The organism is Microbulbifer maximicatervae (SeqCode) (assembly GCF_052468155.1).
The window spans coordinates 3,926,576-3,944,761 of sequence record NZ_CP174335.1; the positions used below are offsets into that span (position 1 = coordinate 3,926,576).

14 protein-coding genes and 2 tRNA genes are annotated in these 18,186 nt (G+C 49.5%); 3 read left to right on the top strand and 13 right to left on the bottom strand.

The window, feature by feature from the left end; genetic code table 11:
* The 6 genes from gspE to ACJJIY_RS16750 all read right to left on the bottom strand — a co-directional run bounded on the left by gspE (nucleotide 1) and on the right by ACJJIY_RS16750 (nucleotide 6,162).
* Nucleotides 1–1,497, bottom strand: a complete 1,497-nt coding sequence (gene gspE / locus ACJJIY_RS16725; protein WP_444905344.1) for a type II secretion system ATPase GspE — start codon at nucleotides 1,495–1,497, stop codon at nucleotides 1–3.
* Complete coding sequence (gspD, locus tag ACJJIY_RS16730; protein WP_445358415.1) at nucleotides 1,494–3,164, bottom strand: type II secretion system secretin GspD; 1,671 nt, start codon at nucleotides 3,162–3,164, stop codon at nucleotides 1,494–1,496. Before gspD ends, gspE begins: the two co-directional genes overlap by 4 nt.
* Nucleotides 3,109–3,510, bottom strand: a complete 402-nt coding sequence (locus tag ACJJIY_RS16735; protein WP_445358416.1) for a hypothetical protein — start codon at nucleotides 3,508–3,510, stop codon at nucleotides 3,109–3,111. The genes gspD and ACJJIY_RS16735 overlap by 56 nt, the downstream gene beginning before the upstream one ends.
* Before the next feature lie 57 nt (nucleotides 3,511–3,567).
* Nucleotides 3,568–4,263 carry a type II secretion system protein N gene (locus tag ACJJIY_RS16740; protein ID WP_413665692.1) on the bottom strand — a complete coding sequence of 232 codons (696 nt, stop codon included), beginning with the start codon at nucleotides 4,261–4,263 and terminating at the stop codon, nucleotides 3,568–3,570.
* A 220-nt stretch (nucleotides 4,264–4,483) separates the two neighbouring features.
* Nucleotides 4,484–5,413 carry an electron transfer flavoprotein subunit alpha/FixB family protein gene (locus ACJJIY_RS16745; protein WP_413665691.1) on the bottom strand — a complete coding sequence of 310 codons (930 nt, stop codon included), beginning with the start codon at nucleotides 5,411–5,413 and terminating at the stop codon, nucleotides 4,484–4,486.
* Nucleotides 5,413–6,162 carry an electron transfer flavoprotein subunit beta/FixA family protein gene (locus ACJJIY_RS16750; RefSeq protein WP_282932702.1) on the bottom strand — a complete coding sequence of 250 codons (750 nt, stop codon included), beginning with the start codon at nucleotides 6,160–6,162 and terminating at the stop codon, nucleotides 5,413–5,415. The genes ACJJIY_RS16745 and ACJJIY_RS16750 overlap by 1 nt, the downstream gene beginning before the upstream one ends.
* Before the next feature lie 354 nt (nucleotides 6,163–6,516).
* On the opposite strand from ACJJIY_RS16750, the gene ACJJIY_RS16755 reads away from it, so the two are divergent.
* On the top strand, nucleotides 6,517–8,154 hold the full coding sequence (locus ACJJIY_RS16755; RefSeq protein WP_445358417.1) for an electron transfer flavoprotein-ubiquinone oxidoreductase: 1,638 nt from the start codon (nucleotides 6,517–6,519) through the stop codon (nucleotides 8,152–8,154).
* A gap of 56 nt (nucleotides 8,155–8,210) precedes the next feature.
* Here ACJJIY_RS16755 and ACJJIY_RS16760 read toward each other — a convergent pair whose 3' ends face one another.
* From ACJJIY_RS16760 to ACJJIY_RS16785, 6 genes are all read right to left on the bottom strand, one after another.
* On the bottom strand, nucleotides 8,211–8,579 hold the full coding sequence (locus ACJJIY_RS16760; RefSeq protein ID WP_444897200.1) for a hypothetical protein: 369 nt from the start codon (nucleotides 8,577–8,579) through the stop codon (nucleotides 8,211–8,213).
* Nucleotides 8,580–8,888: 309 nt separating this feature from the next.
* Nucleotides 8,889–11,609 carry a TonB-dependent receptor domain-containing protein gene (locus tag ACJJIY_RS16765; protein ID WP_445358418.1) on the bottom strand — a complete coding sequence of 907 codons (2,721 nt, stop codon included), beginning with the start codon at nucleotides 11,607–11,609 and terminating at the stop codon, nucleotides 8,889–8,891.
* Nucleotides 11,610–11,731: 122 nt separating this feature from the next.
* Complete coding sequence (locus ACJJIY_RS16770) at nucleotides 11,732–13,399, bottom strand: beta-helix domain-containing protein (RefSeq protein ID WP_445358419.1); 1,668 nt, start codon at nucleotides 13,397–13,399, stop codon at nucleotides 11,732–11,734.
* Nucleotides 13,400–13,989: 590 nt separating this feature from the next.
* On the bottom strand, nucleotides 13,990–14,544 hold the full coding sequence (locus ACJJIY_RS16775) for a DUF1285 domain-containing protein (protein ID WP_444912985.1): 555 nt from the start codon (nucleotides 14,542–14,544) through the stop codon (nucleotides 13,990–13,992).
* Entirely contained in the window at nucleotides 14,537–15,223 is a 687-nt protein-coding gene (locus ACJJIY_RS16780; protein WP_282932697.1) for a TetR/AcrR family transcriptional regulator, read from the bottom strand. The genes ACJJIY_RS16775 and ACJJIY_RS16780 overlap by 8 nt, the downstream gene beginning before the upstream one ends.
* A 329-nt stretch (nucleotides 15,224–15,552) precedes the next feature.
* Nucleotides 15,553–16,233 carry a hypothetical protein gene (locus ACJJIY_RS16785; RefSeq protein ID WP_445358420.1) on the bottom strand — a complete coding sequence of 227 codons (681 nt, stop codon included), beginning with the start codon at nucleotides 16,231–16,233 and terminating at the stop codon, nucleotides 15,553–15,555.
* Between the two features lie 349 nt (nucleotides 16,234–16,582).
* On the opposite strand from ACJJIY_RS16785, the gene ACJJIY_RS16790 reads away from it, so the two are divergent.
* Nucleotides 16,583–17,431 carry an acyl-CoA thioesterase gene (locus ACJJIY_RS16790; RefSeq protein ID WP_445358421.1) on the top strand — a complete coding sequence of 283 codons (849 nt, stop codon included), beginning with the start codon at nucleotides 16,583–16,585 and terminating at the stop codon, nucleotides 17,429–17,431.
* A 69-nt stretch (nucleotides 17,432–17,500) separates the two neighbouring features.
* A tRNA-Pro gene (locus ACJJIY_RS16795) sits at nucleotides 17,501–17,577 on the top strand.
* A gap of 399 nt (nucleotides 17,578–17,976) precedes the next feature.
* On the opposite strand, the gene ACJJIY_RS16800 is transcribed toward ACJJIY_RS16795, so the two are convergent.
* Nucleotides 17,977–18,053, bottom strand: a tRNA-Pro gene (locus ACJJIY_RS16800).
* Nucleotides 18,054–18,186: the final 133 nt, after the last annotated feature.

The following is an 18,186-nucleotide window of genomic DNA, read 5'->3' on the forward strand; positions in this document are numbered from 1 at the left end:
TCAGGACTCCTGCGTAACTCGTAGTACTTCCTCAAGGGAGGTCCTACCCGCTAGTACTTTCTCTACGCCATCGTCACGGATGCTGGGGCCAAGCTTGCGGGCTTCCGCAACCAACTTGCTCTCTGAAGCGCGATCGTGGATCAATTGGCGCATCACTTCGTTGAGCGGCACCAATTCATAGATACCGATACGACCGACATAGCCACTGTGATTACACTCTTCACAGCCATTAGGTCGATAGATGATCGCTTCCTCATCAGGCCCGACGCCCAAAACCTCACGCTCGCTGCTGTCAGCCACATGAGGCTGCTTGCATTCAGGACACAGAACTCGCACCAGGCGCTGGGCAAGAACACCAATCACGCTGGACGATAGAAGGAAAGGCTCAATTCCCATATCCACCAGACGGGTTACCGAACCCAAAGCGGTATTGGTGTGCAAGGTTGAAAGTACCAAGTGTCCGGTCAAACTCGCCTGGATTGCAATCTGCATAGTCTCCAGGTCTCGAATCTCACCGACCATCACTACATCCGGGTCCTGACGCAGGATCGCGCGAAGCCCCCGGGCGAAAGTCATATCAGCTTTGGTATTTACCTGAGTCTGCCCAACCCCTTCCAGGTTGTATTCCACCGGGTCCTCGACCGTCAGAATGTTCTTCTCACGGTTATTGATACTACCGAGGCCAGCATACAAGGTGGTGGTTTTACCGGAGCCCGTTGGTCCGGTCACCAGGATAATGCCGTGGGGGTGTCCCAACAGGTCTGTCATCACGCGCAAGTCGCGATCTGCCATCCCCAGCTTACTCAGGTCCATTTTGCCCGCTTGCTTATCCAGCAAACGCATTACCACCCGCTCACCCGCCGATGACGGCATGGTGGAGACACGTACATCTACCTCTCGGCCAGCCATCAAAAGGGAGATCCGGCCATCTTGAGGCACGCGTTTCTCGGCGATATCCAGTTTTGCCATTACTTTAATACGGGATACCAGTAATGGAGCCAGAGCTCGCCGGGGTTGCAGTACTTCACGAAGTACACCATCGACCCGGAAGCGCACGACGAGGCGCTTCTCAAAGGTTTCAATATGAATATCCGAGGCGCCCTGCTTGAGCGACTCGGCAAAAATTGCGTTGATCAATTTGACGATAGGTGCATCGTCTTCCTGTTCCAACAAGTCCTCAGTCTCAGGCAGCGAATCGGCGACCGCTGCAAGATCCAGGTCTTCACCCAGGCCCTCGACTTCGGAGAGGTTGCCACCCTCCCTGTTTTCATACAGACGCTGCAAAGCACCCTGGAAAACATCTTCCTCTACAGCCTCCAAAGATACAGCCGCACCACTGATGCGCTGTACTTCGGCAACCGCTGATGGACTCAGCGGCGCCACATATTGGCAGAGGGGTTTGCCTTCCTGCTCGGTTAACAGAACCTTGTGACGCTTTGCGAAAGCGTAAGGAAGGCGGCGAATTGTTGGAGTCCCTGTTCCTGTTTCAGCCGTCATTTAGCTTCTTCTACCTCCAACACCTCAACCTCAACATCCACGTCTTCTTCGACTGATTCAATGGCAGCACCATCTATAGAACCATCTACTGGCGCAGGGCTCTCGTTGTAGGTGCCTGTTGGCGGCATCAGGTCAGGTAGTACATCACCGCGGTGCCAATCCCAGATCAGGCTGGTGCGGTCTTTCAGGAATATTTGCTTCTGCTGCATATCCATGTAGCGCTTGCGCGTCTCCTCATAGCCAGCAACCTGACTGCTGAGGATTCTGGGACGCAGGAACACCATCAGATTAGTTTTGCTAACACTCTTCTCAGTGTTTCTGAACAGGCGACCAATGCCGGGAATATCACCGAGGAGAGGCACTTTGGACACGGTTTCATTCACCTGATCCTCCATCAAACCACCCAGTACCAGGATCGCGCCATCATCGATCAATACTTTTGTGCGGATCTCACGCTTGCTGGTAACGATATCGGACGCACCTTCCGCTGCAGCCGTAGCAGAAGACAAAACGTTTTCAACCTTTTGCTCGATCTCGAGAGTTACCGAATTGTTGTTATTCACACGGGGAATCACTTTAAGAGTGGTACCCACATCCTCACGCTGGATGGTGGTAAACGGATCATCGTTACTACCAGACAGCAACTGTTCACCGGTAATAAAAGGTACGTTCTGGCCCACCAAAATCTCAGCTTCTTCATTATCCAAAGCCATAATTGTTGGTGTAGAAAGAATATTGGTGTTGCTCTCTGACGCTACAGCATTAATCGCAGCACGGATATCACCGCCACTGAGGTAGCCCAGGTGCAATGCGCCAGCTCCCACCAAATCAGTCACAGGAAGTGAAAATGGGTTGGGTTCCCCATCGGAATCCGTACCTAACTGGTTATTCCAACCGGCAACAGCATTACTGCCGGAACCAGCAATCCAACTAATACCCAGTTCGCTACCTGTACCTTCAACTACCTCTACAATAATTGCCTCAATCAAAACCTGCGCTCTGCGCACGTCCAACCTGGCAATAACACCTTTCATAGTTTCAAGGAGAGCGGGAGGAGCAGTTAATACGAGTGCATTGAGCGACTCGTTAACTTGAATGCTGACTTCAATATTCGCCGCTTGCTGGTCTTTCTCTGTGTTCTGGATACTACCGCTCATACCCTCGAGGATAGGCTTCAGATCTGCTGCATTGGCATACTGGATATAAACAACTGCGGTGTTGCCTTCGCCATCCAGCGGTGCATCAAGACGGCCTATTACCGTCTTAATCTGCTGGCGGGTAACAGGGTCTCCGGTCAGGAGAATACTATTGGAACGTTCATCAACAGAAATACGCAGTGGTTGCACTTCCTTACCCGCTTTGCCTCCACTCGATTGAAGTAGATCGGTAAGAACTTGCTTTACTTCCTTCGCAGAAGCAAACATCAACGGCACCACTTCAATATCAATAGCGCCGGCGCGGTCAAGTTGCTTCACCAGGCGAATAATCTGGTCAATATTCGCAGCGCGGTCAGCAATAATCAGAGTGTTGGTATCAGCATAGGCAGCCAAGTGCCCAGTTTGCGGAATCAGCGGGCGCAACATAGCAATCAGCTGTGAAGCGGAAATATTCTCAACCCTTACCGTGCGAACAACCAGGGATTCCGCGGGAAGCTCGAGTGGTCTCATCGGCGACAGGTATCGCCTGCTGCTTGGCTAGCGCATCGGGAACCACTTTCCAGGTTCCGCCCTGTTCCACCAAACTAAAGCCATTGACTTGAAGCACCGACATAAATACATCAAAGGCTTCATTGTGTGTCATTGGGTCACCGGCAACTACGGTGACCTTACCCTTAACATTCGGGTGGACAATAATATTTTTGCCAGTGAAATCAGCAGCCCAATTGATCAGATCACGAATGTCTGCATTGTCGAGAGAAAGGGTAACCCGCTCCGGGCCCTGAGCCAGCGTTGCAGTACAAACAAAAAAACTCAATCCGACCGCAAGCAGCCGTCGATAAAACATCTTCATCATTATTTATCTGGCTCTAGTAAATGTTCAAAAAATCAAAACAATCTAGGTAGATAGTTTTTATTTAGGCTCACGCTGAGCACGACGCTCGCGGGCCAATTCACGCAGCTGTTCCATTCTCTCCCGAATGTTCTGCTGGTTCTCATCTCTTTGAGCAGTTCTTCTGGAGGAGCTGGAACTTGACGTTCTCTGTCTGGAACTGCTGACGCCTCTCAATGGTACGTTTGGCCTTCCGTCCACTTCTGGGTATGTCAGTTTTTCCATCCTGCCATTACGACGAAGAACCACATGGTCAACCTCAACAGAATAAAGTTCGGCGCCACCTGGAAGCCGATCACCGACATACAAACGCTTGGAGGGTTTACCTTTCTCCGACACCAGAGCACTGGCTTTGGTTTTATTGGAGCTGTCAAAAACACCGGATAAAACAATATTCAGCTGGGTCAGAGGAATATTTTCGAGGTCGACTTCAGGGACTTCTGTAGCCTTTTTAGGTTCAGCACGTCCAAAGAACGGCGTGCTGGGAAGACTGGCAGCGCTGGGGGGAGGAGCACCTCTCGGGCTTTTACGCTCCGCGAGCAGGGATTCCTGAGGATCGCTTGGGACCAATAGGGAGCCATAGGCAAACAAATTGCCAGACAACCACAACAGGCCAATAGCTGACGCCGCCATAGTGCCACGGGAGAGACCTTTGCTCGACTCGCCCTGGGCAAACTTATTGCCAATTGAGCCAACGGCTCGCGCTAGAGGGGACATGAACATACCCACATACAAGTTCAACTTTCTGAGGTTATTGGTTTTTGACGCCTATTTTCTTGCCTCAGCCCGGGAAAGGCAACGCTCTTTCAAGTTAAACGCCGCAAACCCTCATTTCGTCCCTTAAATTGCACACTAGTTCCGCAGGTTGTCACCAAAAAACGAAAAAAGGCGGCATGACGCCGCCTTTTTCAATGCCCGCTAGTATAGCAATCGGACATTACAGCTTTGTTTCAAGCTCTGGTACAGCTTCAAACAGGTCAGCTACCAGACCGTAGTCAGCAACGGAGAAGATCGGTGCTTCTTCGTCTTTATTGATGGCTACGATAACTTTGGAGTCTTTCATACCTGCCAAATGCTGGATCGCGCCGGAGATACCAACGGCAATATACAGGTCAGGGGCAACGATCTTACCGGTTTGACCAACCTGCATATCGTTAGGTACGAAACCTGCATCCACAGCAGCACGGGAGGCACCAACTGCAGCCCCCAGTTTGTCGGCCAGCTTGTACAGCATTTCGAAGTTTTCGCCATTCTGCATGCCGCGGCCACCAGAAATGACTACGCTCGCAGCGGTCAGCTCAGGACGATCGGATACAGCCAGCTCTTCGCCGACAAAAGAGGAAACACCAGCGTCATCCGCGATATCTACAGATTCAACCGCTGCACTTCCACCTTCAGCCGCCACGGCGTCAAAGGCAGTGGTACGTACAGAGATCACCTTGATGGCATCGGAGCTCTGTACAGTGGCAATGACGTTACCCGCATAAATCGGGCGCTTGAAAGTATCTGCACTTTCAACAGCAACGATATCGGAAATCGGCTGTACATCCAGCAGCGCAGCAGCCCGTGGCAGCATGTTCTTGCCGGTAGTAGTGGCTGGAGCCAGGATGTGACCGTAATCTTTGCCCAAGTCCGCTACCAGCTTGGCAACGTTCTCAGCCAACTGGTGCTCGTAAGCGGCATTATCTGCCAGCAGTACCTTGGAAACGCCTTCAGCTTTAGCAGCAGCTTCCGCTACAGGGCCGCAGCCAGATCCGGCAACCAATACAGCAACATCACCACCAATAGCCTTGGCAGCAGCGATGGTGTTGAGCGTAGCGCCCTTCAGTTCGGCGTTGTCGTGTTCAGCAATAACCAGAATGCTCATCAGATTACCTTCGCCTCGTTTTTCAGTTTCTCTACCAGTTCAGCAACGTCAGCAACCTTAATGCCTGCTTGACGCTCAGCCGGCGGCTCAACTTTCAGGGTTTTGGTGCGGGGAGTAATATCAACGCCCAGCTCATCCGGGGTCGTGGTATCGAGAGGCTTACGCTTTGCCTTCATGATATTAGGCAGGGAGGCGTAACGCGGCTCATTCAGGCGCAGGTCAGTAGTAACAATGGCAGGCAGTTTCAGTTCAACAGTCTGCAGGCCGCCGTCAATTTCACGAGTTACCTTAACAGCGTCGCCTTCTACGGCAACTTCAGAGGCGAAGGTACCCTGCCCCATGCCAGTCAAAGCACCCAGCATCTGGCCGGTCTGGTTGTTATCGCCATCGATGGACTGCTTGCCCAGAATTACCATTTGAGGCTCTTCTTTCTCAACAATCGCTTTCAGGCATTTGGCTACTGCCAGAGGCTGCAGCTCAGCATCGGTCTCAACCAGGATACCGCGGTCGGCACCCAGGGCCAGTGCAGTGCGGATTTGCTCTTGGCATTGCTTGGAGCCCATGGAAACGGCGACTATCTCGCTGACAACGCCTTTTTCCTTCAAGCGCACCGCCTCTTCTACTGCGATTTCGCAGAAGGGGTTGATAGACATTTTGACGTTGGCTGTATCAACGTCAGAGCCGTCCGCCTTGGGGCGAACCTTGACGTTGTAGTCAACAACGCGTTTCACAGCTACAAGAACTTTCATGGAAATCCCGTCTCAAATATGCTTTTTAACAGCCGCGACTGATAATTCACGTCGCGAACGGATACGGTGTTCTGGTCAAACAAGTGTTTGAACGGCGTGTATGGTGGCGGTTCTATAGCGCAAAATCAATAGTCAAATGGAAGTCCCTCCTGCCATTCACAAAATCTATTTCCGGGAATAAGAACCACCTATCCACCCCCAGTAAGCCGTTGAAATACAGCGCATTTGCCATAGCAAATGAATAGTCATGCAATTGGTAGGGTTGATTAAACGCCTATATAATCCGCCAGCAATATAAATGATAAGGCCGGATTGGCCGCAAAAAAGTTGAATACAACTGCTGAGGAGAGTGCCGTGGAACGCGAATCAATGGAATACGATGTAGTGATCGTGGGTGCCGGCCCCGCTGGATTGGCCGCGGCCTGTCGTATTCGTCAGCTCAATGAAGACGTCTCTGTATGTGTCGTGGAGAAAGGCTCAGAAGTAGGAGCTCACATCCTATCCGGTGCTGTATTTGAGCCCACCGCCCTTAATGAACTCTTCCCCGACTGGAAAGAACGTGGAGCCCCCCTCAATACTGAGGTAAAAGGCGACGACATCTACGTCCTGCGCAGCGAAGAGAACTCTATAAAAGTCCCCAACATGTTTGTGCCCAGCACCATGCACAACGAGGGCAACTACATTATCAGTCTCGGCAACCTGTGCCGTTGGCTGGCAGAACAAGCCGAAAGCCTGGGAGTGGAAATCTTCCCTGGGTTCGCCGCTGCTGAAATTTTGTACAACGAAGATGGCTCTGTAAAAGGTATCGCTACTGGCGATATGGGCATCGGCATGAACGGAGAGCAAAAAGACTCTTACATGCCGGGCATGGAGCTGCATGCCAAATACACTCTCTTCGCTGAAGGTTGTCGCGGTCACCTGGGCAAGCAGCTGATCGAACGCTTTAAGCTAGACGAAGATGCCGACCCACAACACTACGGCATCGGTATTAAAGAGATTTGGAAAGTCCCTGTGGACAAACACCAGCAAGGCCTGGTTGTTCACACTGCTGGCTGGCCGCTGGAACAAAGCTCCACCCACGGTGGCGGCTTCCTTTACCACCTCGAAGACAACCAGGTTGTTGTCGGCTTGATTACTGACCTCGCCTATAGCAACCCCCATGTGAGTCCATTTGACGAATTCCAGCGCTATAAACACCATCCGGTAATCAAGCAGTACCTGGAAGGTGGCGAGCGCGTCGCCTACGGTGCCCGCGCCATAGTAAAAGGTGGCCTTCAATCTCAACCGAAAATGACCTTCCCTGGCGGCCTGTTGATCGGTGATAACGCCGGCACCCTGAACTTTGCCAAGATCAAGGGCAATCACACCGCGATGAAATCCGGCATGATCGCGGCTGAGTCTGTAGTTGAAGCCCTCGCCGCTGAGCGCAATAGCGAAGAGCTGACCGACTACACCACCAAGTATCGCGATAGCTGGGCCTGGAAAGAGCTGCACATGCAGCGCAACTTCGGCCCGGCCCAGCACAAATGGGGCAACATTCTGGGATCTGCCTATGCATTTGTGGATATCAATATCTTTAAAGGCAAGCTTCCCTGGACCCTGCGCGACACCAAGGCTGATCACGCCCAACTCAAGCCTGCTGCTGACTGCGCTAAGATTGACTATCCGAAGCCCGACGGCGTACTCAGTTTTGACAAGCTATCTTCCGTGTTTATTTCCAATACTAACCACGAAGAAGACCAGCCTTGCCACCTGACCCTGAAGGACCCAGAAGTTCCGCTGAGTCACAACCTGCCGATTTACGATGAACCCGCGCAGCGCTACTGCCCTGCCGGTGTTTATGAGGTTATTGAAGACACCAACGGTAAGCGCTTCCAGATCAACGCTCAAAACTGCGTACACTGTAAGACCTGTGACATTAAGGACCCAACCCAAAATATTGTCTGGGTAACCCCTGAAGGTGCCGGCGGCCCCAATTATCCAAATATGTAATTGGGTCTACTCATAAAAAAATGGCGCCGATGGCGCCATTTTTTTATGTGAGAAAGTTAATCTCGCAATATCCCTAAAGAGAGTAAAGTAGGTACCGTATAACCCCAGGCAGTATTTGAACAACCACTCACCCAAACGGCCACTCTTTTGTCAGCAACTAGTGCAGTCATAGCAACACTTAACTTTTGATCTGCATCAACCGCATCAGCCTGTATTACTATTCTATCAGACCTTTCGCAACCATCTGGATTGAGAAAGTCATCTGAATACGCCTCAAAAGCGATCTGATCATCACCCACTAAACGGACCGACTCTAACTTTCTTGTCCCACCATCACCAATGGCCCAAGCATTTGAAACAGCACTCAACAACAAAAAGAAGCCTATAGCTACCCGCTTAGCTCTATCAATATTTTTAAAATCCATGAATAAACCCTCTCCCTAAAACCTATAGTGTATTTAAAAAAACGCCAAGCAGTAGAAGTGTACCGCCTGATACTCAGGATTAGCAAAGAGCGGCTATATACTATGAAGTGAATCAACTGCTCTTCATTGAGATGCCCCTGGTAGCGATATTATATCCATATCAAAAGCCATGCGAAGATAGCAATTTACGATGGGCCACCTCATCGCTTTAACATGTCACATAGAAACCTAGACGTTAGACAGCAGCAAATCTGCTCAAGAATACTAAAATGGGTAGACACACCAATGCGCGCCTACCCTCACTGATCTTTAGAACTTATACTGCGCGCTCAATGCGAAAGTCTGCCCAACCTCCTCTTCAAAAACGGTGACACCCTGTCTCTCAATTTCAATGACTTCACCCAATAGGTTCTGCACTTTCGCCTTCACCGTCACCTCATCAGTTGGATACCAGAAGTAAGTCAAATCCAGAGAGTGGAATGGCTGCTCAAATGAATCGGGATGAGGATCTCGCCCCGCTTTGTAAAGGCGCTCACCAAATACGTTGTAAACCAAGCTGGCGGAATGGTTCCCGTCCGGGCTATCAAAGCCGAGCAGCATATTAACCACATAATCAGATGCCCCTGTCATTTCGCGGACTGCATTAGTCGGTGCATCAGCCTCATCACCGGCAACAATTTCCGAGTCTTGAAGCGTAATATTGCCCTGCAGGAAGAAGCTATCCATTGGGTCAGAGATAAAGCCAAGGCTTTTCATACCCTCTATTTCTATACCGGTAATCTCACCAGACTCAGCATTTATAATCTCTCGCGCAACATTGTCATCACTTGAGGCAGCTTCAAAAAACTCAATAGGATTAACAATATCCTTATAGAAAGCCGAAATAGTCAGGCTATCCCCGCTATCAAAAAACCACTCTGCACGAATATCGTAGTTGTCGATCTCCGACGGCCGAACACTCGAATTCCCCCTGATCTGATCATCAGTGTGCGGATCTATATAAATAGCGTCGGTAATTTCACGTAAGTCGGGCCGAACAGCGGTCTTGGATGCACCGAACCTCAACTGGAATGTCTCCGCCCAAAATGACCCCATATAGGTCAAGGATAATGAAGGATAAATATCATCATCCGTATATACCGCTTCAGCCAACTCCTCGGGGTCATTCGTAATCTGTGGTTCACTTTGTGAGAAACTATAGGGGTTCCACTCTAAAGCAGCTTGACTATAGTCCTCCCATCGGGCCCCAGCTGAAATACGCCAGGTTTCCTCAAGGGTCCAATCGAATTTACCGTAGATCGCATCTGTCGAAGTAGCGGCCAAATAACTTTGCTTGTTACTGCCAGACTTGGCAAAAACAAAGTTATTTTCATCGTTAGTGATATTGGTATCGCTAAACACATCACTCAAAGGGTCATCAAGTATTGAGGGGTCAGCCACACTGAAGATATCCAATCCAAATTCAGTTTGCTTATAGGAGCGCCCCTTCTCAATTCGAGCAAACCCACCACTCAACTCCAACGAAGACGAGGAAAACTCAACGGGCAATGTTGCGGACCAACCGTAGTTTCGGACCTCATCCTCCAGCTCGGTAAATCGAAAACTCGCACTCCGCGAAGCAATATCCACCGTTGAGTTAATAACCTCTCCGGTTTCAGGGTCAGTTTCGGTGTTAGCAATCACCTCAACCTGATTGGGGATATCTGTCATCGCCGTTGAATCGGAGTAGAACCAGTCAACCACCAAATCCTCAGGCACCCAACTTAGGGAGCTGACGGACAGCAGGCCTTTTGTTTCTGGACCAAGAGAGTGACTTCCCTTTATTTGATGAAGCACCAGCTCCCGCTCTTCATACTTCAGGTCATAATTTCTCGATCCAGCGCCATCAGACAATAGACGATTTGAGTCAAAGTAATCCCTGATTGAAGTCTCATCGTCCGTATTCCTCAAATACAAACTGATACTCTCAACCGAATGCTCGTCCGCAAAACGTATACCTAGGTTTAAATTTCCACTGATATCTACGGAGTAAGTAGACTCGGTTCGACGGTCAACCTGCTCCTGTGGGTTACCGTAGTCACGAATAGTGCGCTCACTCTCCCTCCACTTACTCTTGTAGGAGGCTCCAGCCAGGAAACCGAACTCCCAATCGTCCCCGTAGTAGAAGCGATTCCCTACACTAGCCTTGTAGTCTTGGTCAGGATCGCTAGATTCCTCTTTAATAGAAATATCACGATTCAAGCTTAGGGCGAGTTCCCTATTTAGCGCTTGAGCCGCCTTTTCCGCCTCCTGGTTACTTGAATACTCATTCCCCTCAGCAATCAAGGTATCACGGATATCCGCAACTGAAATATTACCCTTGAAGCGTTGCAGTGCCGCAGATATCTCACCCGGCATCGCCCTGGTACCATCATCAGCACCCCAAATATCATCATCTCCACCGCTGTAGCTGAGCACATCACCATTGACTTCACTATTGGTGCCCGTACCAACTTCAATAGCGTAAGTCAGATCATCAGGTATCCCTTTGGTGCGGATATCGACATTACCACCTCCAAACGAGGCAGACTTATCAACTGAGTAGCTCTTCTGTACCGCTAGCGATTCCACGATAGAGGTCGGGAATAGATCTAGTGGGATGACATTTCTGGTCAGATCCGGGGATGGCACCGTCGAACCATTGAGAGTTGTACTTGAATATCGCTCACCCAAGCCCCTTACGTAAACGAACTTGTCACTTACCAGGGATAATCCGGATACTCGTCGCAGCGCTGCGGCTACGGTAGAGTCCCCCACCCTGCTGATCATCTCAGCCCCGAGGATATCCGTAACTACCTCCTCCTCCAGGCGCTCGCTGATTAGGACTTCAGCAGAGTCCTTCAGCCGCCCCTGGACTACAACCTCTTCAATCCCAGGAGTGGCACTATCAACCAGTTCAGCATCCTGTGCATACACTCCAGCTGCAAATGTGGAGCCCGCAGCTACCGCCAAAACAAGCGGCGCCCTTTGAAATCTTTCGCACTTAACCATCTCTCAGGCCTCTTTTCATTCCTAAGAATCACGGTCTTAAATCAAATAAGGCGCCGACTCCATCAGCGAAGGCGGCGCCTTAATTGATTGGGATTAGCATCCCCAACCGCTACCTCGATCTATTACTCAAACCAGAGAGGTTGAGCGCGATCACCCTGGTGAAGACCGTAAGTCCAACCCTGAGTCCAATCGGTACCATCCTGCTCAAGCGCACCCAAATAGGCACGACCCAGTTCGGCAGAAACCGTAGGTGCAACGCCATCGATCACTTGAGCAGATGCATCAACTGTGAACATTGCAGGGGAACCGCCGAGCAAAACAAAGTCAGTATCGGCATTAGAGGTTGGATTAACTTCACCGGAGATAGTGGCAAATTGGTTACCGCTATCCACAGCCCAAGTCTCAACATTGAAGCTGTCTTCATCGGTTTTAGTGCGATCTTCACAGGCGAAAATGTTGGAAGTCAGAGCCACCTCAGTCCCAGCAGATGCTTCGCCGCGAGTTTGAGAACTCTCAATACGCAGGCAGTAGTTATCGCCGGCCACGCCAGTCTCATCAGCAAAGAAGGAGGCCACAACTATAGAATTAGTGATCATTGGATAAATACCCTCACGCAGGCGCCAGCCTGCACCGGGGTCATGAGTACCCTCTTCTTGAGCGGAAACAATACAGGTCAGCCCGTCAATTACTGGTCGACTGTTGAGACCCTGGCTGATCAAGGTGGAATAATCAGCTCCATCACTATATGAACCGATGCCATCGGCCTCTATACAGTGATTGCCGTCAGTCTCACTTTGAATCACCAAAGCATTGGTAATACTTCCACGATAACCTTCATCAATATCAATGGAGTCATCGCGAACGTAGAGTGCAACATAATTTTCGACATCTACAGCGCCACCGAAGAACTCGATACCGTCATCGTAAGTTGAGTATGTTTGAAGGTTACGGATCGTTGTGCCATTACCTACAGCATCAAAAGCAATTCCGTTCAACTCATCACCACTAGCAACTTCTGCGCCAGTGTGTTTGACAACAACGTACAAAAGCTCTCCCGAGTTATCGGCATTGTTGTCACCGCCGTAGTAGGAAGTATTGTCATCAGTGGATCCTTCAGCAGCTACGTGACACTCGCCATCAAGAGTCAGATCACCACCACCAATAGAACCTGTATATTGGCATTTGTTCGTTACACCAAAGCCATTAATAACCATTCCACCCCACTGTGAAACATCCTCCGGACCTACAGTGCCAAGAACATCAGTTTCTGACGTAAAAGTGATGGGAGATGTTTCTGTACCGCGAGCAAAGACTTGCGATCCACGGTTTACAACCATAAATGCTGAATTATCTTTAAAAGCGATAGTGGCGCCCGCCTCAATTTCCAGTTTTACGCCGTCACCACCCTCAGAAATACCAGCTGCTGCCAGGTCAGAATCGCTCGAGTAACTTTCTCCAACAAACAAACTGCCGCTAAAGACATGAGCTCCATTGCTATCCAGCGCAGTGAGATATAAATCTTCAGTTAATGGGTTTGCAGCAGAAACAAAATCAGTTGTGTAATAGCAGTTACCACCGCTAAATTCACCTTGTACACTTGAACTTTCTATAGTGGCACATGGATTTTCATCAGCGGAACCTCCGCCAGGATTTGTCACTGAATTATCTACCGAGTTGTCCACCGAGTTATCTACTGTTTCTGGCTCGATACTCACACCACCACCGTCACAACCAGCTAATAGCGCAGCAATCGCAGCTGCCAGTAAGAGCTTATTCTGTACTCGCTTCATGTTTCCCCCTATAGGAATTTCAATCCAAAACTTTAATTGCTTCAACTCCGCCATTTTTAAAAAAATAAATGGCAGCAACCAAGCAAATAAAAACTATATTTTTTGTTTCGCCGTAGCGATTTGGACGGAGGGAAGTTTAGAAATGCACTGTTGCGGATTTGTTACTTATTTAGATATTTCCGTAAATTATCGAATTAATATTTTATTTCTTTCAGAACAAATACACTTATATTTCCATAAGATTTCAAACACTATTTTTTTAATAGAAATGAAATACACCAACACCATAGATAAATAGTATAGATATGTATATTCCCGGGCTATTTTCCGGATTCAAGCAAGCACCGGCACAATCAAGTATAAGTTCCATAGTGGTAATCAAAATACAGGAGCGATAGTGGCATCCACTAAATAGTTTGATGCTAAAGATTTTAATAAGGAAAGTTCGTCGAAAGAGTAAAGTTAGATGCTATAGAGTCAAGCAAATACTTTCTAAACTCGAACAGTAAAGAGCAAGGCTATGAATTAAAGCCCCAGCTACAAATCAGCGCTGAGGCGCGAGGAATCCGCCAGCAGGAACCGGGAGCTATCTAATTGCAAGAACCCAGCAGGAAATCTTTTCCGTCACTTTGCACAAAAAGCTTATCGGTATCGCGACCCCCTTCAAGTGCCCAGTCTACCAACTGGTAAAAAACATCACGGGAAACGCGAGCCTGTAACCCCCCTCGAATCTCCAGGTAGGGGATTGGCTGCGGCGGAGCACCAAAGTCTCTCAGTTGCCACTGCCCCTCTTCCGACAGCTCAACAACGTCACCCACATTTGTGGTGAAAAGTAGCTGTTGATGAGTACTTCCGGGGTTGCGGGCCACCTGTGTGATCACAAATGGAACATCCTCCACTGTGATTCGCAGCTTTTCGACAGGGGTGACAAGGAAGTATTCATCCCCCTCACGCTTCAAAATGCTGGCAAACAGTTTCACAAGAGGGTGACGACGAATCTCTGTTCCCTCGTGGATCCAACGGCCATCAGATTTGATGACCATATCCATGTCCCCACAAAGCTCTGGGTTCCACCTTTCTACAGGTGGATGCCCATGAAATTCAGCCTGTAATTTTTGCAGCTGCTGGAACAGGGGCTCAGCCAAGGGCGGACCCCGCAGAATCGCTGTGATGGCTTGTCTGGCTTCCCTCTGGCGTTTTGCGAGAGGACATATCACCGATATGCACACCCACATCCATAATAAACTCCATCAAACCTTCCCTGTCCTCTATTACATTGGCAAAAGACTTGGAGTGATAAAGCTCTACCGCCCCTTGCACAAGCGCCCAGTATGTTGAGTAATAGAAGTATGCAGGAACGTTCTTCAGCATGCCCTGCTCCATACGGCGCTCAAAGACCCGATTGAGAGAGGTGGCATTGGAATTACGAATATTGTGGAGCTCCGCAATCATTTCTGGAGCCAGGTTCAACGCGATAATCTTCTCCTCCAGACGCTGGAAGAGTCTATCTTTGCCAGGATCGGCCATACGAGACTCAAAATAGGCGCGGGCTGGAGCGGTGATATCACCTTGCTCGGCCAAGGCTACAGCGGTCTTGAGACGTTCAGCGAGGGATTTTTCATAATCCATCAGCAAACGCATGTAGATTTCTGTCTTGGAAATGAAGTGCTTGTAAATCGTGCCCTTACCGATATCCACACGCTCGGCAATCTGTTCGACCGTGACTTTCTCTTCACCGTGCTCCAACAGAAGCTCCAGAGCCGCATCCAGGATACGCTGCTCCCGCGCGCGGAACCGCTGAACCTTCTCTTTTGCCTTATCCATACTTCCGACCTTCTTTGCCCGTAAAAATGGGGACTGAAATTGACTATTCATTCATGAATGATAGGCAATTCAAGTCGGTTGGAAAAGTAAATCGGGGAATTAGACTGCCTAATATTAAAAATATTAGGCCATTTTGCTCAAAATTTACCCAAAATGAGCCAATTTTAAGCTGAGAGCAGACCTTTTATTTTAGCATGTGGTGACGCTTGGCGAGCCCAAGCATTGCACATAACACAGAAAATTCGACGATTGAGTGATTGCGGGGTAGTCCATTACCCTAATACTTCCGAATGAAATCAAGAACTACACCAGAACACAAGAAGCCACTATTAAACGGACTTCAGCTTTAGCTCCAACAGAGGCGCGACTACATCGTTGTCCTGCGTGCGTATCCAGAGCATTTCCTCCTCTGAGTAGAGCTCTGCAACAATCGCATTCGCTAATTCACAATCATGAGAAATCAAATGCTGCGCCAACCACTCTGCAGCAAAGGTACGTTTTTTACCGAGCGTACCCTGTGAACGCTTGTACAGGTTTTTTACTGCCTTTCGCGCATATTCGATTGAGGCAACACCTGGAGTGGCCTCAACCATCTTGCGATGCAACTTCTTGCTTTTCTGCTCGATGATATAAGGGAGCACCTGGCCAGAAACATAGTCATGGGCAACTGATCCCTTGCACGGACAGCTATACGACTTCCTGTTTTCATAGATCTTTTTCAGGGCATTTAGGTGGTTATTGGTCTTGTAAGCGGATCGGGCCGCCAAGCCAGCATAACCAACAGATAGCGCTGTTCCCGCAACGATCAAGCCAATACCCGTCGCAGAAGTCGCGACCGCCGCACCGGTAGCCAGGCCGGTTAATGTGGCTCCTGTAGCCGTCTGCGCACCCCACACCCCATAATAAGCAGCAGAGCCAACACCCCCAGCTACAGCCTTTGCAGTACGGTGCCGACTGACAACTTTGCCGAAATTCAGTGGTGGACGGATATCAATATTACTGTGTGGCACCTGTGGTATCTCCTACTTCTCTTATTCAATCTTTGTCGGATATCTGCAAGCGAATTAGCCCAACTGTCCCAACAACTATTGGCGCTTTATACCACATAAATAAGTAAGAATTCGACAAGTCGCAATAGTCAATAGCACAGGGTTTCAATTTGACTGAGAAAATCGGTAGCTTCTGTAAGTCAAAGAGCTATATAGCTAGAAGAGGTGACACCTGTGACCAAAATGGGGCAAACGTTCAAAATATGAATGGGGTTAAAGAGATTTGCTGTTATTATCCTTTTGATTAAGAGCGCAAAGCTCCCCATCTGCAAACTGTGTAAAGTGGAATAGGTAACGGGCAAAATCCCTTATGTTGGAAAAATTAGGTAAATTATTGGATGTTGAAGAGCTGGATCGAAACCTCTTCCGCAGCCGTCATCATGTTGAAAATTATCGTAAAGTGCTTTTTGGTGGGCAAGTTTTAGGCCAGGCACTGATGGCAGCAACTCGTACCGTTGAGCATCGCCTACCCCACTCCCTGCACGCCTACTTCCTCCGCCCAGGTTCAAGTGAACTGCCGGTAATTTACGAAGTAGACCCAATACGCGATGGCGGCAGCTTTACCACTCGCCGTGTAGTCGCCAAGCAGCGCGGGCGCGCGATCTTCAATATGTCCGCCTCCTTCCAGATTCGGGAACCCGGATTTGACCACCAGACCGACCTGCCTTGTGTCGAGATTCCCTCTCCTGAGAGCCTGAAAAACACCCAAGAGCTGGCCCTGGAAGCTGGATTGGTTAGCCCGCAGTACGATCAGCGGCGCTATATGATCGATTTTCGCCCGGTCGACCCACAAAGTTACTTTGGCGCTGAAACTCGCGAAGCCAAATGCATGTTCTGGCTGCGGGCAGAGGGCGAGATGTCGGACGACCCGATGGAGCACCGAGCAGCACTTTGCTATGCATCCGATATGGGACTCCTGGGTACCTCCCTACAGCCGCACGACATATCCTTATTCGACCCCCAATTGATGCCCGCGAGCGTTGACCACGCGATGTGGTTCCACCGCGATTTCCGCCTGGATCAATGGCTTCTCTATGTAACGGATAGCCCTTCGGCAACCGGCGCCAGAGGCTTTACCCGCGGCCAGATTTTCACTCGCGACGGGACGCTGGTAGCGTCTACCTGCCAAGAGGGACTGATTCGACAAATAAAAAATTAAATCAGTGGTTTACAGCAGAAAAATTGCTGCTATAGTGCCGCCCCTTCGCAAATGTTGCGAAACAAAAAACGGTGAGTAGCGCAGCCTGGTAGCGCACTTCGTTCGGGACGAAGGGGTCGGAGGTTCGAATCCTCTCTCACCGACCATACAAAAAGAAAAAGCCCGCTTTTAGCGGGCTTTTTCGTGTTTATAATTTCATTCCTGGTAGCGCTTTTACTTTAAAGGCTTACATGGGCAATTACACAGCTGCCTTGAGGGTGCTATCTCTTAGTTGCTTATCGGTGTAAATAGCTAAGCCAGCCATGCTCAAAGCCTCGTGCCTCTTCGGTACTTCTGAAGCTAATTCTTTATTTGTCCCCATCGCTTTTAACTTTTGTAATGCGCTTCCGCATTAAGCCCGGCAAGGTAAACATGTAGGAGTTGCTTGTACTGTTCCTGGTGCGATGCACTGGGGGAAAGTGAGGGGTAATCTGAACGGCTTATTGTCAGCTCAAGCTAAAGAGTTCAGGCACAAAAAAGCCCGCTAAAAGCGGGCTTTGAAAATCTGGTCGGTGAGAGAGGATTCGAACCTCCGACCCCTTCGTCCCGAACGAAGTGCGCTACCAGGCTGCGCTACTCACCGAGGCCGCGAATACTACTCATCCATTTTTCAAAGATCAAGTAATTTTTGGCGCGAATGTCATCATAGGTCATTTTTCCGACACAACCGATCTTTAAATTGTCCTCAACGGCAGTCTAATCCGCATTATAGCTGG

What these genes read in the sequence shown, in the direction of transcription:
- ACJJIY_RS16760 (WP_444897200.1), bottom strand. Translation starts at nt 8,579, where the DNA reads ATGGATTTTAAAAATATTGATAGAGCTAAGCGGGTAGCTATAGGCTTC.
- ACJJIY_RS16765 (WP_445358418.1), bottom strand. Translation starts at nt 11,609, where the DNA reads ATGGTTAAGTGCGAAAGATTTCAAAGGGCGCCGCTTGTTTTGGCGGTA.
- ACJJIY_RS16770 (WP_445358419.1), bottom strand. Translation starts at nt 13,399, where the DNA reads ATGAAGCGAGTACAGAATAAGCTCTTACTGGCAGCTGCGATTGCTGCG.
- ACJJIY_RS16740 (WP_413665692.1), bottom strand. Translation starts at nt 4,263, where the DNA reads ATGTCCCCTCTAGCGCGAGCCGTTGGCTCAATTGGCAATAAGTTTGCC.
- ACJJIY_RS16735 (WP_445358416.1), bottom strand. Translation starts at nt 3,510, where the DNA reads ATGATGAAGATGTTTTATCGACGGCTGCTTGCGGTCGGATTGAGTTTT.
- gspD (WP_445358415.1), bottom strand. Translation starts at nt 3,164, where the DNA reads ATGAGACCACTCGAGCTTCCCGCGGAATCCCTGGTTGTTCGCACGGTA.
- ACJJIY_RS16790 (WP_445358421.1), top strand. Translation starts at nt 16,583, where the DNA reads ATGTTGGAAAAATTAGGTAAATTATTGGATGTTGAAGAGCTGGATCGA.
- ACJJIY_RS16745 (WP_413665691.1), bottom strand. Translation starts at nt 5,413, where the DNA reads ATGAGCATTCTGGTTATTGCTGAACACGACAACGCCGAACTGAAGGGC.
- ACJJIY_RS16780 (WP_282932697.1), bottom strand. Translation starts at nt 15,223, where the DNA reads ATGGATAAGGCAAAAGAGAAGGTTCAGCGGTTCCGCGCGCGGGAGCAG.
- ACJJIY_RS16750 (WP_282932702.1), bottom strand. Translation starts at nt 6,162, where the DNA reads ATGAAAGTTCTTGTAGCTGTGAAACGCGTTGTTGACTACAACGTCAAG.
- gspE (WP_444905344.1), bottom strand. Translation starts at nt 1,497, where the DNA reads ATGACGGCTGAAACAGGAACAGGGACTCCAACAATTCGCCGCCTTCCT.